The organism is Nocardia coffeae (genome assembly GCF_019890715.1).
Classification (GTDB): Bacteria; Actinomycetota; Actinomycetes; order Mycobacteriales; family Mycobacteriaceae; genus Nocardia; species Nocardia jiangxiensis.
The window spans coordinates 131461-148770 of the sequence record NZ_JAINZY010000004.1 but is presented as its reverse complement, the minus strand read 5'-3'; the positions used below and the strand labels follow the sequence as shown (position 1 = coordinate 148770).

Below are 17310 nucleotides of genomic sequence, written 5' to 3'. Positions count from 1 at the left end.
ACTACTTCCCCGCGGGGAGCCGGCCCGGCGCGGACGACCGCGCCCGCGCGAGTTCGGTGATCGCACTCGTCGCGTGCCGGTCGAATCTGTCGCGGGAGACGTCCAGCGCACCGTCGAGCCAGGGCCGGTACAGGAAGGCCAGAGCACCGAAGATGGCGTGCGCGTTGAGCCGGATATCGACCTCGTCCGGCGGATTCCTCTTCCGCTCGCCGCCGGCCAGACTCATCGCGATCGGCGCGGTGAATTCGACGATGAGCTGATTGCCGCGTTCACCCAGCGCCATGGTCGCCTGGGACTCCACGAACATGATCCGGCCGCGTCGCGGGTCCTCGTCCATGTAGTCGGTGAAACGGGTCACCACATGCGCGAAAACCTTGTCCGGCTGGGGCGGGGCATCGGCCAGCGCGGTGAGCAGCCGATCGCGGGCACCGAGCACGACCTCGTCGAGGATGGCCAGTTGCAGCGCGTCCAGATTCGTGAAGCTCTCGTAGAAATACCGCTCGGTCAGGCCCGCCGCGCGACAGACCGCGCGCATCGACATCTCCGCTGCCCCGATGGTCCCCATCAGCTCCAGTCCGGCGTCGAGCAACTGCCGACGTCGGGTGGCGATGCGGTCGGCGGGATCCTGTCCCCGCCAACGCCGTGACTCGCCCTTGCCGGGCTCCTCGGTGGCGTTCGGCATGTGTGTCCTCTCACAACAATGTCACCGGGCAGATGTTGACATCACACGCTGTTGACAGCAGCTGATGTCGATAATTACCCTGGTAAGTGTAACCCCCGCGATTCCAGTGAATTCAGGGCTCTGCCTACATCTTTCGGAATTCGATCATTTCGAGGAGAAGCCATGAGGTTCGGCCAGGCAGCACAGTCGTTGGTGCTGAGCATCCTGCGTCCAGGCGGGCTGCTGTCGGCGGTGCAGATCCAGCGCCAGGCACAGCTCACCGGATGGAGCACTCGGAACGCACTGGCGCGCTTACAGGCCCGCGGTCTGATCGTCGCGATCCCCTACAAGGGTTGCTGGCAGATCAGCGAACGCGGCCGGGAGCTGGCTCTCAGCACCCGGGCCCCGCACTGATCGAATCGCCCGCAGGCGAGGTGATTGCGGACTGTCAGCCGGGCTGACAGGACGGGCACCAGAACAGATTCCGGCCGTCCAGCACCGAATGCAGGACGGTCGAACCGCACAGGCGGCAGGGATCTCCGGCCCGGCGATAGACGTAGGTGCGAGGCTTCCCCTCGGCGTATGACGGTGCGCCGTGGTCGTGTTCGCGGCGAACGACGACGATCTTGCCGCGCCGCACCCCGACCCGCATGAGCTCGACCAGATCGGCCCACAGTTCGTCCCATTCGGCCGAGCTCAGCTCACGCCCCGGCCGATGTGGTGAAATCCCGTGGCGGAAAAGCAATTCCGCGCGATAGACGTTGCCGACTCCGGCCAGCACCTTCTGATCCATCAGCAACGCGCCCAGCGGACGAGCCGAACGCCGGATGCGATCCAGGGCCAACGAGGGATCGGCGTTGCGGCGCAACGGATCCGGCCCCAGTCGCGCGGTCAGCGCCGCGACCTCCGGCTCGTGCAGCACCTCGCAGGCGGTCGGGCCGCGCAGATCCGCGCCGTACAGCTGCGCATCGGCGCGACCGGCGCCGACCATCCGCATTCGCACCTGCCCCACCGGATCACCCAGTGGCCCGGCCGATTCGGTGAAGGTCCCGTACAGCCCCAGGTGCACATGCACGGCCACACCCGAATCGTAGTGGTGCAGCAGATGTTTCCCCCATGCCTCGGCGCGCACCAGCGTCCGGCCGTCCACCAGCGCGGCCCCCTCGGCGAATCGGCCCTGCGGACTGGACACCCGCACCACTCCCCCGGCGAACCGCTGATGATGCAGTTTCGCCAGCCGATGCAGCGTGTGCCCTTCCGGCATGCCCCGTCCTCACCTCATCCTTCACCCGCGACCGATGACACGCACCACAGACGACCGCACCCCGTCGGGCTCCGTGACGGGCTCCGCAGACGGGGTGCGATCGACTCCTGGTGGTGCGATCAGCCGGCGGAGACCTCCGGCGCCTTCCCCGTCTTCTCGTACTCGGAGATGATATCGATGCGACGCTGGTGCCGCGGCTCGTCCGACCACGGGGTCGCCAGGAAGGCGTCGACGATCGCCAGCGCCTCGGGCAGCGGGTGCATCCGGCCGCCGATACCCATCAGCTGAGCGTTGTTGTGCTGACGGGCCAGCTGCGCGGTCTCCACACTCCAGGCCAGGGCACAGCGCGCGCCGGGCACCTTGTTCGCGGCGATCTGCTCGCCGTTTCCGCTACCGCCCAGCACGATGCCGAGGCTGCCCTCGTCGGCGACCACGCGCCGCGCGGCATCGATGCAGAAGGCCGGGTAGTCGTCGGCGGCATCGTATTCGTGTGCGCCGCAGTCGACCACTTCGTGTCCGGCCTGCTTCAGGTGATCTTTGATGTGATTCTTCAGCTCGAAGCCGGCATGGTCGGCACCCAGGTATACGCGCATGGCAGCGATTGTGTCAGGCCCCTCGCACCGCTCCGACGCGGGGCCGACGGCGGATTTCTATAGAGTTCAGGGCATGCAGCCCGAGGACCAACTGCCGCCGTCGCCACCGCAGCAACCACCGGGCTGGAATCCGGTCACCGGCATGTCCGGCTGGGATCCGCGCCTGGGTCCGCCCGGCTGGTCCCCGCAGACGCCGTACACGCCGCCGCGGCCGCCGATGGTGCAGCAGGCCCGGGGACTGTCGCCGTACGGCATGCCCGCGCGGCACAGCTGGGAGATCCCGATGCTGATCGTCGTGATCGTGGTGACCGTGCTCGCCTATCTCGTGACCCTGATGCTGGTGCTGCTCGGCGTGATCAACGACTACACGCTGGCGTTCCTGGCCGCGCCGATCCTGCTGTGGTTCGGCCGCGGCGCGAATTACGCGATGCAGCGGGTCAACGCGGTGCAGATGTCGCCGACCCAGTTCCCCGAGGGCTATCGGATGGTGGTCGAGGCGGCCGCGCGCTACGGCATGCCCTCCGTGCCCGACGCCTACGTGGTGCTGGGCAACGGTCAGATCAACGCCTTCGCCTCCGGGCACGGTTTCCGCCGCTTCGTCTGCGTGTACAGCGATATGTTCGAGGTCGGCGGCCAGGCCCGCGACCCCGACGCGCTCGCGTTCATCATCGGCCACGAGGTCGGCCACATCGCCGCCGGACACACCTCGTACTGGCGCAATCTCGGCATGTTCCTGGTGCCGTTCCTGCCGATCCTGGGCAACGCCCTGATCCGCACCCAGGAGTACACCGCGGACAATCACGGCTACTGCAATCGGCACATGGGCGCACCCGGCGCGATGCGCGTGCTGGCCGCCGGAAAGTATCTGAACTCGCTGGTCGACATCAACGAGATGGCGGACCGGGCCCCGCGGGAGAAGGGGTTCTTCATCTGGATGGCCAACGCGATGTCCTCGCATCCGGTGCTGACCTGGCGGATCTGGGCACTGCGCGACCGCAGCCGCCACGGCAGGCTGTTCCTGCGGCCCAGCGCACCGGATCCGGTGCAGCACAACGGGGCTCAACTGCCCGGCTATCCGCCGCCGGGGCACTACACCGAGATTCCGAGCAACGTGCGCTGATCGCCCGGAAGCCACAGGGGCGCACCGGATCACGATGCGCCCCAGGGTGATTCAGTCGAATTCCGGACCCTCGGTCCGGGTGCGCTTGAGCTCGAAGAAGTGCGGGTAGGACGCCAGAGCCACCGCGCCGTCCCAGACCTTCCCGGCTTCCTCGCCGCGCGGGATGCGGGAGATCACCGGGCCGAAGAAGGCCACGCCGTTGATGTGGATGGTGGGGGTGCCCACGTCGGGGCCGACCTTGTCCATCCCGGCGTGATGGCTCTCGCGCAGCGCCTCGTCGTAGTCGGTGCTGGTGGCGGCCTCGGCCAGTTCCGCGGGCAGCCCGACCTCGGCGAGGGACTCCGCGACGACCAGGGCGAACGTCTCGGCACGATCCTCGCGCTCGTACTCGTCCTTGCGGTTGTGGATGCGGGTGCCCATCGCGGTGTAGAGCGGGGCGAGCACCTCGTCACCGTGCTTCTGCGCGGCGGCGATCGCCACGCGCACCGGTCCCCAGGCGGACTTCATCAGCTCCACATACCGTTCGGGCAGGCCCTCGCGTCCCTCGTTGAGCACCGCCAGGCTCATCACGTGGAATCGCGCCTCGATATCGCGGACCTTCTCCACCTCCAGAATCCAGCGGGAGGTGATCCAGCACCACGGGCACAGCGGATCGAACCAGAAGTCCACCCGGTCCTTGGCGCCGGTCGTCACATCGCTCACGTCGCAGTCCTCTCGAAAGTTCGGGGCGGTGGTGCACTCCCACCGTCAATTCTGATCAACCACGGAAAGTTCCGGATATTTCCCGACCGTGTCGGTGGGCCGCAGTAGGGTCGGAGACGACCTGGTCACCGTCGCACGGAGGGTTCGCATGAGCACAGATTCCAGGTTCGTCATCGTCGGCGGCGGGCTCGCCGCGGCAAAGATCGCCGAGAATTTGCGTGCCGGCGATTTCACCGGTGCGCTGACCCTCATCGCCGCGGAGGATCACCTGCCGTACGAGCGGCCGCCGCTGTCCAAGGAACATCTGCTGGGCAAGCAGGCGCTGGGCGATTTCACCGTGCAACCCGCGCAGTGGTACAGCGATCACGATGTCGAGGTGATGCTGGGCACCACCGTTGCCGGAATCGATCGTGCATCGAAAACCGTTGCACTGCCGGATGGTTCGACCCTGCCCTACGACAAGCTCGCCCTGGCCACCGGATCGCGCCCGCGTCGGCTACCGCTCGCCGGAGCAGACGCCCAGGGCGTCTACCACCTGCGGACCATCGAGGATTCCGATGCGCTGATCGAGTTGTTCGGCTCGGTCCGGCGGCTGGCGGTGATCGGCGCGGGCTGGATCGGACTGGAGGTCACCGCGGCCGCCCGCGCGGCGAACGTCGAGGTGACGATGCTGGAGACCGAATCGGTTCCGCTGCGTGCCGCACTCGGCCCGGAGATGGGTCAGGTGTTCGCCGATCTGCATCGCGCGCACGGCGTGGATCTGCGCTGCGGGGTCCGGGTCACGGAGATCGTCACCGATGCGGGTCGCGCCACCGGAGTCCGGCTCGACGACGACACCGTCATCGAGGCCGATGCGGTGCTCGTCGCCGTGGGCGCGCGGCCCAATACCGATCTGGCCGCCGATGCCGGACTCGCCGTCGAGGGCGGGGTCCTGGTCGACGAATCCCTGGCCACCAGCGATCCGGATATCGTCGCCGTCGGCGATATCGCCGATCAGCAACATCCGGTGCTGGGTCGGCGAATTCGGGTGGAGCACTGGGCCACCGCACTCAATCAGCCCACGGTGGCTGCGCAGACCATGCTGGGCACTCCGGCGGTCTACGACCGGGTTCCATACTTCTTCACCGATCAGTACGACCTCGGCATGGAGTACACCGGCTACGTCGGCCCGGACCAGGAGACCACTCTCGTGGTGCGCGGCGACACCGCCGCCCGCGAATTCGTCGCCTTCTGGTTGGACTCCGGCGATCGGGTGCTGGCCGGGATGAACGTCAACGTCTGGGATGTCACCGACCGCATCAAGGAACTCATCCGGACCGGCGATCCGGTCGACCGCCGGCGCCTAGCCGACACCTCCACGCCATTGTGATGCAAGTCACTGCGACGATGCGATAATTCTTCGCCCTCAGCTCCGACCTCACAGCAGACAACCGATACGGACCGATGCCCGCCGAAGCGGAGCAGCGGCCGACGAGCCACAGGAGCCGACCGTGAAATACATGCTGCTGAAGACCTATGCGCCCGCCGAATACTGCGACACCCCGATCACCGAGTGGACGCCGCAGGAGATCGCCGCGCACATCGAGTTCCAGCGGATGCTGGGCGAACAGTTGCGCGACTCCGGTGAACTCGTCGACGCCCAGGGCCTGGCCTATCCGGATCAGGCGCAGGTGGTCAGCTCCGACGGCCGCTCGGCGCCGGTGGTGACCGACGGGCCGTTCCCCGAGACCAAGGAATTCCTGGCCGGATACTGGATCGTCGACGTGGACACCCCCGACCGCGCCATCGAGATCGCCGCGCAGGCCTCGGCCGCCCCCGGTCCGGGCGGCAAACCGATCGGCGAACGCATCGAGGTCCGTCAGGTCATGGACGCCCCCGCCGCCGACTCGTGATCGAATCATTCTCCGCCGCACCGGAATCCGAGAGCGCACGGGTCGATGACAATCCACCGGACCGTGATGCGCAGACCGAGGCACCGGCTTCGAAAGCCGATACGGCCACCGGATCGGGTCGTACCGGAGCAGGTGAGCGGGACATGGAGATCGCTTATCTGCTGCGGGAGGTGGCGCCGATGGTGCTCGGGGTACTGGCGCGGCGGTTCGGGGACTTCGACGCCGCCGAGGATGCGGTGCAGGAGGCGATGCTGGCTGCCACGATGCAGTGGCCCCGGACGGGTCTGCCGGACAATCCCCGGGCCTGGTTGATCCAGGTCGCGCAGCGCCGGATGGCCGATGCGGTCCGGTCCGACATCGCGCGGCGCAACCGCGAGGTCACCGCCGCGACGCGAGATGTGCAGCCACCCAGCGATATCGAGCCCGCACGCGAGGACACGCTCACCCTGTTGCTGCTGTGCTGCCATCCCGCGCTGTCACCCGCGAGCGCGATTGCGCTGACCCTGCGCGCGGTCGGCGGCCTCACCACCGAGGAGATCGCCCACGCCTTCCTGATTCCGGAAGCAACCATGGCGCAACGGATTTCGCGGGCAAAGAAACGTCTCGCCACGCTGGAACGCCCGTTCGCCTCCTCGGCGCGAACCGAGACCGCCGCATGGGCCGATCGGCGCGACTCGGTCCTGCACGTGCTGTACCTGATGTTCACCGAGGGCCACACCGCCTCCACGGGCGAGGCCGTGCACCGCGCCGATCTGGCCGCCGAGGCGATCCGGCTGACCCGAATCGCCCAGCGCCTGCGCCCCGACGACCCCGAGGTCACCGCCCTGCTGGCCCTGATGCTGCTCACCGACGCCCGCCGCGCGGCCCGCACCGGTCCCGGCGGCGAACTCGTCCCCCTCCCCGAACAGGACCGAACCCGCTGGAACCGCACCCAGCTCACCGAGGGCATCCGCCTGGCCACCACGGCCATCACCGCCGGCCTCGACGGCCCCTACCGCCTGCAAGCCGCAATCGCGGCCCTGCACGCCCAGGCCCGCCGAGCCGAGGACACCGACTGGCCCCGAATCCTTTTGCTGTACACCAAACTGGCAGCGCTCACCCCGAACCCCATGATCACCCTGAACCGCGCGGTGGCCACGGCCATGGTGCACGGCCCCGCCGCAGCCCTGGCCCTGACCACCGACCTGGAACCCGCTCTGTCGACCAGCCACCGCCTCGACGCAGTCCGCGGCCACCTGCATGAAATGGCCGGCGACCGCACCGAAGCCATCGCCTGCTACACCGCAGCGGCCCGCCGCACCACCAGCACCCCCGAACGCGACTACCTACTGCTACGAGCCGCCCGCCTCCGGCAATAATCTGCTTTCAGCAGACCGGGAACCACACCCGAGCCAGCAGCGCGACCTGGTCGAACTCGCAGCGGAATCGAACGTCCCGAGGACTTACAGGCGATGGAAGGACATCAATGTCGTGGCGCCACGACCGGCGAACAACGGCGATCAAGCCTCCGGCCCCGAGCCTGCGCACTCGCCCGGCGGCCGAATCCCTGGAGTGATCACGCCCGAGGTGGGATCGCCGTATCGACGACGCCCGGGTCGGACGCGAGCTCCGGTAAGCTCCCGGTTGGGGAGTCATCGCAAGCAACATCAGGAGTTCGAATGAGTTTGCATGATGAGCTGGTCGAGCTCGCAGCGGGAATGGATGTGCCCGAAGGGTTCCGGGCCGACGCACAGGGGGAGGTAATAATCGTGTCGCCGCAACGACCCGAGCACTGGCGGATCATCTCGGATATCGACTTCTGCATCCGGCTGAATGCCCCGAACCTTCGCACCACCTCCGATGTCAAGATCCCAGGAACCGGCGAGCATGACAAGGCACCCGACTTCGGCCTTTTCTACAAGAACGCCGAGTTGCACGCCTCGAAGGCACTCGCCTTCGTCGAAGTCGTCTCGCAGAGCAGCCGGGAAACGGACTACGTGGACAAGACGCGTATCTACGCCTCGGCCGGAGTTCCCGAGTATTTGATCGTCGACCCGGAGCGTGCTGTGTGGACGTTGAACACCACACCGACCGCCGACGGCTATCGGACCACCCTCACCAAACCGATCGAGACTCCGGTCGAAATCGCCGGTGTGCAGGTCGAACTCGGCCGCTGAGCAACACCGACGCGAATCGATCTCGTGGGTGCTGTATCCGATCGTCACCGAAGGCCCGTCGAGAGGTCGCGCCGCCCCCGGATTGCCCTCTGTGACTCTCGCCCCTGGGTCGATCAGGCGACGGGCGCGGTCCAGGTTTTTCCGGTGATGAGTTCGTACGCTTCCTGGTACTTCTGGCGGGTGGCGGCGACGATGTCGTCCGGGATCTCGGGGCCCGGGTACTCCTTGTTCCAGCCGGTGGAAGTGGACCAGTCGCGGACGAACTGTTTGTCGAAGGAGGGCTGGGCTTGGCCGGGCTGCCAGGTGGCGGCCGGCCAGTAGCGCGAGGAGTCCGAGGTGAGGACCTCGTCACCGAGGGTGAGAACGTCTGCGTCCCAGCCGAATTCGACCTTCGTATCGGCGATGATCACACCGCTCTCGGCGGCGTGGGCCGCGCCCCGCGAGTAGATCTCCAAGGTCAGCTCGCGCAGGCGTTCTGCCACCTCGCGGCCCTCCTGGGCGACGACGTCGTCGAAGGTGATCGGCTCGTCGTGCCCCACCGCGGCCTTGGTGCTCGGGGTGAAGATCGGCTCGGGCAGCCGATCGCCCTCACGCAGGCCCGGCGGCAGCGCGATGCCCGAGACCGAACCGGTGCGCTGGTACTCCTCGAGGCCCGAGCCCGACAGGTAGCCGCGGGCAATGCATTCCACCTGCACCATCTTCAACGGTTTCACCCGGACCGCACGTCCGGCGAACTCCGCGGGCACATCCGTCGTCGAGAGAACGTGATTGGGGATGCCGGACAGGTGGTCGAACCACCAGTTGGACAACTGGGTCAGCAGCGCGCCCTTGTCGGGGATCGGCGTCGGCAACACCACGTCGTAGACCGAGACCCGGTCCGAGGCGACCAGGATCAGCGAATCGCCGTCCTCGTACAGATCGCGCACCTTACCCGCGTGGATGTGCTTCAACTGTCCTCCTCGTATGCGCGCCGGTGATACACCCGATTGCCGACCATGCACGCTCGGCACCGAGCGGCGCGGACGCCGCACAGCCTACCGAGGCGCACACCGTCGCCGGTCGCGGGCATGTGCACACCCCGCTCCCCTGCGACGTGGCATTCTGGGCAACGTTGCATTCGCACCCGTGCACGACAGGTGATCCCGGTCGGCGGCGCGGGCGGCGGACCGCACGACGCACCGAGCCGACGGTGCCGCCCGCTCCACGGACCGGAGCGGGCGGCCCGCCCGGCACAGCTCTCCGACCAGCGAAGGAGTCTCCTTGTCCGCACCGAACCTCACCCGTGAGCAGGCGATCGCACGGGCCGCGACGATCACAGTGGAGAACTATCGCGTCGAACTCGACCTGACGGATGAGCCGACCGGAACGAACACCGGCGAGACGTTCTTCTCCCGGTCCACCGTCACGTTCACCGCGCAGCCCGGGGCGGAGACGTTCGTCGACTTCGTCGGCGCCGGTGTGCGGTCCGCGGTGCTCAACGGCGCCCCGGTCGAGATCGTCGAGTACGACGAATCCGCAGGAATCACGCTGACCGGCCTGGCCGAGCAGAACGAACTCGTCGTCGAGGCCGACGCCGAATATTCGCACACCGGTGAGGGTCTGCATCGGTTCGTCGACCCCACCGACGACAAGGTCTACCTGTACTCGCAGTTCGAAACCGCCGATGCCAAGCGGATGTTCGCCTGCTTCGACCAGCCCGATCTGAAGGCCACCTACGACATCACCGTCACCGCGCCGCAGGACTGGGAGGTGATCTCCAACGGCGCGACGACCGATACCCAGCAGACCGGCGAGGTGGTGCGGCACACCTTCGCGACCACGCCGAAGATGAGCACCTACCTGGTGGCGCTGATCGCCGGTCCGTACGCGAAATGGACCGACACCTACACCGACGATCACGGCAACATCCCGCTGGGCATCTACTGCCGCGCCTCGCTGGCCGAGCACATGGACGCCGAGCGGCTGTTCACCGAGACCAAGCAGGGCTTCGGCTTCTACCACGCCAATTTCGGTGTGCCGTATGCCTTCGGCAAGTACGACCAGCTGTTCGTACCCGAATTCAACGCCGGCGCAATGGAGAACGCGGGCGCGGTCACCTTCCTCGAGGATTACGTGTTCCGCTCCAAGGTGACTCGCGCCTCCTACGAGCGCCGCTGCGAGACCGTGCTGCACGAGATGGCGCACATGTGGTTCGGCGACCTGGTCACCATGAAGTGGTGGGACGACCTGTGGCTGAACGAGTCGTTCGCGACCTTCGCCTCGGTGCTGTGCCAGACCTCGGCGACCGAATACACCAGCGCCTGGACCACATTCGCGAATGTGGAGAAGTCCTGGGCGTACCGGCAGGACCAGCTGCCCTCCACCCATCCGATCGCCGCGGACATCCCGGATCTGGCCGCGGTCGAGGTCAACTTCGACGGAATCACCTATGCCAAGGGCGCTTCGGTGCTCAAGCAGTTGGTCGCGTACGTCGGGCGGGAACCGTTCCTGGCCGGACTGCGGGACTACTTCGCCGACCACGCATACGGCAACGCCACCTTCGACGATCTGGTGGGCGCGCTCGAGAAGTCCTCGGGCCGTGACCTTTCCGGCTGGGGTGCGCAGTGGCTCAAGACCACCGGCCTGAACATCCTGCGCCCGGAGTTCGAGGTGGCGGACGGCAAGTTCACCTCGTTCACGGTGGTGCAGGAGGGCGCCGCGCCGGGCGCTGGTGAGCACCGGGTGCATCGGCTGGCCATCGGCGTGTACGACGAGCAGGACGAGGCGGGAGCGACGGGCGCGGAGGAGGCAGCCGGCGTAACCACGCAGCGACCCGCGGACGCCTCCATCCGACACAGCAAGCTGGTGCGCACCAAGCGCATCGAGCTGGACGTCGACGCTGCCGAGCGCACCGACGTACCCGAACTGGTCGGCGTGGAGCGCGGCAAGCTGGTGCTGATCAACGATGACGATCTCACCTACTGCTCGGTGCGGCTGGATCCGGAGTCCCTGGAGACGGTCACCGCCCGCATCTCCGATATCGCCGAATCACTGCCGCGCACGCTGTGCTGGTCGGCGGCGTGGGAGATGACCAGGCAGGCCGAGATGCGGGCCCGCGATTTCGTCGCGCTGATTCGCCGCGGCGTCGGCGCGGAGTCGGAAATCGGTGTGGTGCAGCGTCTTCTGATGCAGGCGAACACCGCGCTGAGCAGCTACGCCGATCCGGAGTGGGCGGCGGCCACCGGCTGGCCGGAATTCGCCGACCGGCTGCTGGAGCTGGCGCGCGCTGCCGAGGCCGGATCGGACCACCAGCTCGCCTTCGTCAACGCACTCACCGGCGCGCGGTTGTCCCCGGCACACACCGAGGTGCTGCACGCGCTGTTGTCCGGCGATCCCGCGGATGCGGGCCTGCCGGGGCTGGCGGTCGACACCGATCTGCGCTGGCGGATCGTGCAGGCGTTGGCCGCATCCGGCGTCATCGATGCCGCGGGCGTCGAAACACCGGTCATCGACGCCGAATTGGATCGTGATCCCACCGCCGCGGGTCGTCGTCAGGCCGCATCCGCCGCGACCGCGCGTCCGCAGGCCGCGGTCAAGCAGGGCGCCTGGGATTCGGTGCTGACCGATGATTCGCTGCCGAACATCACCACCCGCGCGATCGTGGGTGGTTTCGCACCGAACGGTCAGGCCGAACTGCTCGCCCCCTACGTGGAGCGCTACTTCGCCGAGATCCCCGCGGTGTGGGAACGGCGGTCCAGCGAGGTCGCGCAGACCGTCGTGGTCGGGCTCTACCCGCACTGGGCGATCACCGACGAGGCCGTCGCCGTGGCCGACAAGTTCCTCGCCGGCGACCATCCCCCGGCCCTGCGCCGCCTGGTCGTCGAGGGCAAGGCGGGGATCGAACGTTCCTTGCGCGCAAGGGCTTTCGACGCACACTGAGTGATCCGGGCGACGGCCCCTTCCCTGCGAATGCATCGTCGGGAAGGGGCCGTCCCGTGTTCGCTGCTGTGAGCAGATCCGCTCTGGGCAGCGTTGGGCGATTTCGTGGCGGCCGCCCGGCACTGTGGAGACATGGCTCAGGACGACAAAACTCCGATGTTCGGTTGGCGGATGCGCGAACAGCTGTTCGGCCGCCGCATTCTGGTTCTCGACGGTCCGCTGGACGACGACAACGGCACCGTGTTGATGACGCAACTGCTCACCCTCGCCGCGGAGGATCCGGGCGCACCCGTCTCCTTGTGGATCCACTCCCCCGGCGGCTCGGTGCCCTCGATGCTCGCGATCCGCGACACCATGCGGCTCATCCCCTGCGAGGTGTCCACACTGGCCCTCGGATTGGCTTGCAGCGCAGGACAATTCCTGCTCTCGGCCGGCAGCCCCGGGCGACGTTTCGCGCTGCCGCACGCCAGGATCCTGATGCATCAGGGCTCGTCCGGGATCGGCGGCACCGCCGGCGAGGTCGAGGTGCAGGCCGACGATCTGCGGCACACGGTGAACACGGTGCTCGGCATCATCGCCGAGGACACCGGACAACCCTTCGACCGCATCTACGAGGATTCGCTGCACGATCGCTGGTTCACCGCCGAACAGGCCAGGGATTACGGCTTCGTCGACCGGATCGTCGACTCCTTCGACCAGGTGATCCCGCAGCGCCCGCGGGTGGGGATCAACGCGTGACCGGCCGGACCACGACCAGCGAGGTGCACTCATGACCAGCTACACGATTCCGAACGTCATCGCCCAGCATCCGCGCGGCGAGCGGATCATGGACGTCTACTCACATCTGCTCACCGAGCGGATCGTCTACCTGGGCACCCCGATCGATGCGGGAGTTGCCAACGCGCTCATCGCACAACTGCTGCACCTGGACGCGGACAGTCCCGGACAGGACATCAACCTCTACATCAACTGCGAGGGCGGCGATCTGCCCGCCATGCTCGCGGTCTACGACACCATGCAGTACATCCGCTCACCCGTCGCGACGACCTGCGTCGGCCAGGCCATCGCGGTCGGCGCGGTGCTCCTCGCGGGCGGTGCGACCGGACGTCGCTCGATGCTTCCGCACGGCCGGGTCGTCCTGCATCAGCCCGCCACCCGCGGCCAGGGCGCCATCCCCGACCTGATTCTCCAGGCCGACGAGCTGGTCCGGATGCGCGCCGAAATCGAATCCATCCTGTCCCGCCACACCGGACAGAACGTCGAAACGCTCCGTCACGACACCGACCGCGACCGCGTCTTCACCGCGCACTCCGCCGTCGACTACGGCCTGGTCGACCAGATCCTCGACCCCGTCGCCTGACCGGCGTCCCCGGGGACTTCGCAGCAGTTCGCGAAACCGATTGCTACGGGCGGGCGCTCACGCCGCCAGGGCGTACATCGTCGGACCCGAGGTGCGACGGCGTGCGCCCGGGGTGGTGAATGCCGTGCGGCGCTGCTGATGCAGATCACGCACGACCTGTTCGGTGAGGCCGATCAGGGTGAGGCCGAGGGCGCCGGCCAGCGCGGCGATCATCTCGCTGGAGGGATCCTTGCGCCCGCGCTCGACCTCGGACAGATACTGCGGCGAAACCCCTGCGCGCCCGGCGGTTTCGACCAGCGTCTCGCCCTGCTCGGTGCGCAGCGTCCGCAGCCTTCGACCGAGCGCCTCCCGCCACAGCGGCTCGCCGGTCTGCTGCGGCGGTGCGGGGCGAGCCGCATCCGGCGCGGGTCGTTCGTCCCGTCCACCGGGGATCGCATGAAGTCGCGGATGCTGGGCCATGTGCCGAGCCTACGATCACCCCGCCCGCGGCACGGGCCGATTCTGCTCACAGCAGATATCGGCCCGCACATCACCCGCGGCTGCGACCGGACGTGGTCAGGTAAGCGATCGCCATATCCGAGGTCTCCTCGGTCCAGCGTGGCCAGGAGATGCCGTCCGGGACGGTCTGCACGGTCAGCATGCGGTGAATGCACCCACCGAGGACGAGGCGAAAGACCGTCGTCAACGCCGTCACGGGGTCCGCACGCCGCACCTGCGCCACATGCGGACTCGCGGCGTCCAGGAACAGGCGCTGCATGACCGACACCGCGCGCCCGGTGCGCTCCTCCTTCGCCTCGCCGCCCTTGCCGCTCAGTAGATAAGGGAACACATCGGTCCCCGCCGACAGTCCGCGGACGGTGGCTCCGACGAACGCGTCGACGACCCCTTCGAGTCCGGCGTCCGCGTCGGCCAGCGCCGCGGACAGCTCCTGTTCCAGGTTGTCGATCAGCCGGTCCTTCACCGCGTTGAGCAACTCTTCGCGGCCCGCGAACCGGCGATACACCGCACCGACCGACACACCGGCCCGTTCCGCGACGTTCGCCATGGTGAACGCATCGGAGCCTTCGGTTCGCAGGAGTTCCTCGGCGGCCGCCAGAACCTTGCGCAGCGCCTCCCGGCTCCGCTCCTGCTGCGGGGGACGCGGACCCGCGGCACCCGAACCCTCGGCGCTCATGGCATGGAGGCTACCCGGGCGCTACACCCGCAAGCGCGCGACCATCGGCGGCTCGGCCCCGGTCAGGTGGTAGTCGCCGACCCAGACCTCCTTGGCATCGGTCGGGTCGTGCAGGGAGAAGGTCCGGGCGTTGCGCCAGAAGCGGTCGAAGCGGTAGCGGTTCGACGCGCTGCGCGCCCCCGTGAGATCGAAGATGCCCGAGGTGACCTCCAGCGCGGCCTTCACACACGCGACCTTGACCGCGAACGACTCGATGGTCAACGCCGGATCCTCCTCGCCCGCGGACACCTGCGCCGCGGTGCGGAGCAGATACGCACGTGCGGCCCCCAGGGTCGACACGTACTCCCCGATCCGCCGACGCACCAGGGGATCCTTTGTCGCGGAGTCGAATTCGCCCGGCAACGTCGATCGGTCCAGCTTCCTGACATGCTCCAGCGCCGCGTCCAGTGCGCCGTATCCGGGCCCGAGCACGATCGCGGAGTGCATCAGGAACAGGGCCGACAGCACCGCGCCGGACATGCCGTGCCGCGGAAAGTGATACCCGTCGGGCACGAAGACGTCGTCGTATTCGATGGTCTGGCTGTGCGTGCCGCGCTGGCCCATCATGTCCCACTCGTGGGCGCACCTCACGCCTTCGCCGTCCAGCGGAACCAGCGCGTGATAGCTCATCGGCTCGTCGTCCTCGGCCATTCGCAGGCCCACGTTGGCCCAGCCGCCACCGCCGCTGTTGGTGTTGAACGTCTTCACCCCGCTGATCCGGATCCCGCCCGGCACCACGCGCCCCAGAACCGGACGCGCGGAACCGGTTTCGGCGTTCGAGGCGACGAACCGGACCCCCTCCTGCGTGATCAGGCGAGCCATCTCGGCCTTCGTCGATTCGGGCAGTCCGCTGTCCGGGCCGAAGATCTCGATGGTCACCAGCGTCTGCACCGAGTAGTTCATCCCGGCCGCCGAATCACCGGCGCACAGATCCAGCACGATCTCGGTGAAGTCCTCTGTGAACACGGCGGGATCACCCCCGGTGATCCCGCCGTACCGCGAAGGCAGATGGAACTCGTACAACCCCGCTTCCCAGATCCGCCGCATACTCTCCGTCGAGTCGGCGTTCGCGGCATCGGCCGCGGCCGCACTCTCCGGCAGCTCCCGCCGAAGCCCGCGCGCCCGCTCCTTCAGCTCCGCCACCCGCCCCGCCAGCTCGGACGGACGCACTTCGAACTCTTCCCGGACCGTCATCCCGGCCCTCCAATCGCCACGATATGAGAATCATCATTCCGGTTTTCCTCAGTCTGCCGCCGAAACCAAGCCCGGTCAACCGATAACTCTCAAAATGCCTGAACACAAGCAATTTTCGTGAACATTCAGCGTTGACCACACAAGCGAAGCATGACCGCAGGTATAATCATCGGAACATACATTCGCATTCCCTCGCTGGGGAATGAAACGGCCGACACCCGGCTACCCCGCGTCGACGATGCCCAAAGCCGATGAACTCCGGCCCACGCAAAATGCAGCCGCAAGCAGACCCCACCTCAACCCCCATCGCCCCCCGAAAAAGCGGTGTGCCCCGTTCCTGAAAGGAACGGGGCACAAGCAAAGCAACACGTGATCTCGCGAACACATGGGTAACTCCCCGGGGAACGCCCGAAACGCGACCCACCACCCAACCACCGGCCCGAAGCCAAACCCTCCACGCACCCAACGACACGCTGAAGTCGCGGAGGGGCGGACTACGAGATGGCTGAGCCCATGACTCGGACTGCGGAGACCAGGCCGTCGATCAGCTCGCCCTGGCGCAGCGCGCTGAGCAGAGCGGTCAGCCCGAGCTGGCAGATCCGGTCGTTGACGCGGTCGGCGACGTCGCGACCCGAACGCACCTCGACGGCCTTGTCGTTCGGGGAGACGGCGATGAGCACCGAACGCGCTGCCTCGGGAGTGGTCGGGAAGATCGCATCGGCGCCCGCGGCCGGATCCGCGCCCAGATCACCGATGAAGATGTTGAACCGAACCTTGGTGGCGCGGGTGACCTCGGCGAGCGTGTTGTCCATGATCAACCGCTCGGTGTCACTGAACGGCGCCTCCCGGAACACGGTGCCGGGCTCGTGCACCGCGGAGACGCGTCCGCTGGTGGTGACGACCGCTCCGTGCGGAAGATCGGCTTCGACCACCGCGGGCCAATTCCAATTAGAACTTGCCACTTGCCCGGCCTCCGATCAGGGACGACTCGGCGGATTCGATTGCCGCGTGGGTGTCGTGCGAGGTGTCGTGGTGGCCGTGGCCGGTCACCTCGTCGGTCGCGCTCCACAGCACCGGGTCCGCGGTCCACTTGTCGCCGAGGTTGTAGTGGACCGGCTTCTCCCCGGGATACGGCTTGCCCAGGAACGACAACCCCGCGATGACCGCGTAGATCACCAGCGGAATGCCGACAAAGATCAGCACTGTCTCGAGAATGCTCACGGCCTCACGGTAGTCG

19 protein-coding genes are annotated in these 17310 nt (G+C 67.6%); 9 read left to right on the top strand and 10 right to left on the bottom strand.

From position 1 onward, the window contains the following. Position 1 precedes the first annotated feature (1 nt). A complete protein-coding gene (locus tag K7711_RS17525) occupies positions 2-682 on the bottom strand; it encodes a TetR/AcrR family transcriptional regulator (protein WP_222970503.1) in 681 nt (226 codons plus the stop codon). A gap of 162 nt (positions 683-844) precedes the next feature. Between K7711_RS17525 and K7711_RS17520 the strand changes: the two genes are divergently transcribed. Beyond that, positions 845-1075 carry a helix-turn-helix domain-containing protein gene (locus K7711_RS17520; protein ID WP_222970502.1) on the top strand — a complete coding sequence of 77 codons (231 nt, stop codon included), beginning with the start codon at positions 845-847 and terminating at the stop codon, positions 1073-1075. Positions 1076-1109: 34 nt separating this feature from the next. Here the strand turns inward: K7711_RS17520 and K7711_RS17515 are convergent, their stop codons facing one another. Together K7711_RS17515 and K7711_RS17510 are read right to left on the bottom strand one after the other, a co-directional pair. Then, on the bottom strand, positions 1110-1925 hold the full coding sequence (locus K7711_RS17515; protein WP_222970501.1) for an Fpg/Nei family DNA glycosylase: 816 nt from the start codon (positions 1923-1925) through the stop codon (positions 1110-1112). 119 nt (positions 1926-2044) lie between these two features. After that, positions 2045-2518 carry a ribose-5-phosphate isomerase gene (locus K7711_RS17510; RefSeq protein WP_222970500.1) on the bottom strand — a complete coding sequence of 158 codons (474 nt, stop codon included), beginning with the start codon at positions 2516-2518 and terminating at the stop codon, positions 2045-2047. 73 nt (positions 2519-2591) lie between these two features. Here K7711_RS17510 and K7711_RS17505 point away from each other — a divergent pair, with 73 nt between their 5' ends. After that, on the top strand, positions 2592-3638 hold the full coding sequence (locus K7711_RS17505; protein ID WP_235747358.1) for a M48 family metallopeptidase: 1047 nt from the start codon (positions 2592-2594) through the stop codon (positions 3636-3638). Between the two features lie 51 nt (positions 3639-3689). Here K7711_RS17505 and K7711_RS17500 read toward each other — a convergent pair whose 3' ends face one another. Then, complete coding sequence (locus tag K7711_RS17500) at positions 3690-4331, bottom strand: mycothiol-dependent nitroreductase Rv2466c family protein (protein WP_222970871.1); 642 nt, start codon at positions 4329-4331, stop codon at positions 3690-3692. A gap of 157 nt (positions 4332-4488) precedes the next feature. Here K7711_RS17500 and K7711_RS17495 point away from each other — a divergent pair, with 157 nt between their 5' ends. The 4 genes from K7711_RS17495 (at position 4489) to K7711_RS17480 (ending at position 8388) form a co-directional block, all read left to right on the top strand. Beyond that, the gene (locus K7711_RS17495) at positions 4489-5709 is read left to right on the top strand and encodes an NAD(P)/FAD-dependent oxidoreductase (protein WP_222970499.1); all 1221 of its coding nucleotides are present in this window, start codon (positions 4489-4491) and stop codon (positions 5707-5709) included. A 121-nt stretch (positions 5710-5830) separates the two neighbouring features. Then, positions 5831-6232 carry a YciI family protein gene (locus tag K7711_RS17490; RefSeq protein ID WP_174435014.1) on the top strand — a complete coding sequence of 134 codons (402 nt, stop codon included), beginning with the start codon at positions 5831-5833 and terminating at the stop codon, positions 6230-6232. Positions 6233-6375: 143 nt separating this feature from the next. After that, positions 6376-7590, top strand: coding sequence for an RNA polymerase sigma factor (locus K7711_RS17485; RefSeq protein WP_222970498.1), 1215 nt, complete (start codon positions 6376-6378; stop codon positions 7588-7590). A 300-nt stretch (positions 7591-7890) separates the two neighbouring features. Beyond that, positions 7891-8388: a Uma2 family endonuclease gene (locus tag K7711_RS17480; protein WP_222970497.1), complete on the top strand. Its 498-nt coding sequence runs from the start codon at positions 7891-7893 to the stop codon at positions 8386-8388. Between the two features lie 113 nt (positions 8389-8501). Here K7711_RS17480 and K7711_RS17475 read toward each other — a convergent pair whose 3' ends face one another. Next, the gene (locus K7711_RS17475) at positions 8502-9338 is read right to left on the bottom strand and encodes a phosphoribosylaminoimidazolesuccinocarboxamide synthase (RefSeq protein ID WP_222970496.1); all 837 of its coding nucleotides are present in this window, start codon (positions 9336-9338) and stop codon (positions 8502-8504) included. Between the two features lie 310 nt (positions 9339-9648). Here K7711_RS17475 and pepN point away from each other — a divergent pair, with 310 nt between their 5' ends. The 3 genes from pepN (at position 9649) to K7711_RS17460 (ending at position 13666) form a co-directional block, all read left to right on the top strand. Next, complete coding sequence (gene pepN, locus K7711_RS17470) at positions 9649-12306, top strand: aminopeptidase N (protein WP_222970495.1); 2658 nt, start codon at positions 9649-9651, stop codon at positions 12304-12306. A gap of 132 nt (positions 12307-12438) precedes the next feature. Further along, positions 12439-13044: a ClpP family protease gene (locus K7711_RS17465; protein WP_222970494.1), complete on the top strand. Its 606-nt coding sequence runs from the start codon at positions 12439-12441 to the stop codon at positions 13042-13044. Positions 13045-13075: 31 nt separating this feature from the next. Then, on the top strand, positions 13076-13666 hold the full coding sequence (locus tag K7711_RS17460; protein WP_222970493.1) for a ClpP family protease: 591 nt from the start codon (positions 13076-13078) through the stop codon (positions 13664-13666). A gap of 57 nt (positions 13667-13723) precedes the next feature. Here the strand turns inward: K7711_RS17460 and K7711_RS17455 are convergent, their stop codons facing one another. The 5 genes from K7711_RS17455 to ctaJ form a co-directional block, all read right to left on the bottom strand. Then, on the bottom strand, positions 13724-14125 hold the full coding sequence (locus tag K7711_RS17455) for a helix-turn-helix domain-containing protein (protein WP_222970492.1): 402 nt from the start codon (positions 14123-14125) through the stop codon (positions 13724-13726). A 70-nt stretch (positions 14126-14195) separates the two neighbouring features. After that, entirely contained in the window at positions 14196-14840 is a 645-nt protein-coding gene (locus tag K7711_RS17450; protein WP_222970491.1) for a TetR/AcrR family transcriptional regulator, read from the bottom strand. Between the two features lie 21 nt (positions 14841-14861). Beyond that, the gene (locus K7711_RS17445) at positions 14862-16073 is read right to left on the bottom strand and encodes an acyl-CoA dehydrogenase family protein (RefSeq protein WP_222970490.1); all 1212 of its coding nucleotides are present in this window, start codon (positions 16071-16073) and stop codon (positions 14862-14864) included. A 494-nt stretch (positions 16074-16567) separates the two neighbouring features. Further along, complete coding sequence (locus tag K7711_RS17440; RefSeq protein WP_308014798.1) at positions 16568-17035, bottom strand: DUF5130 family protein; 468 nt, start codon at positions 17033-17035, stop codon at positions 16568-16570. After that, on the bottom strand, positions 17022-17294 hold the full coding sequence (gene ctaJ, locus K7711_RS17435; RefSeq protein WP_040831811.1) for an aa3-type cytochrome oxidase subunit CtaJ: 273 nt from the start codon (positions 17292-17294) through the stop codon (positions 17022-17024). The genes K7711_RS17440 and ctaJ overlap by 14 nt, the downstream gene beginning before the upstream one ends. Positions 17295-17310: the final 16 nt, after the last annotated feature.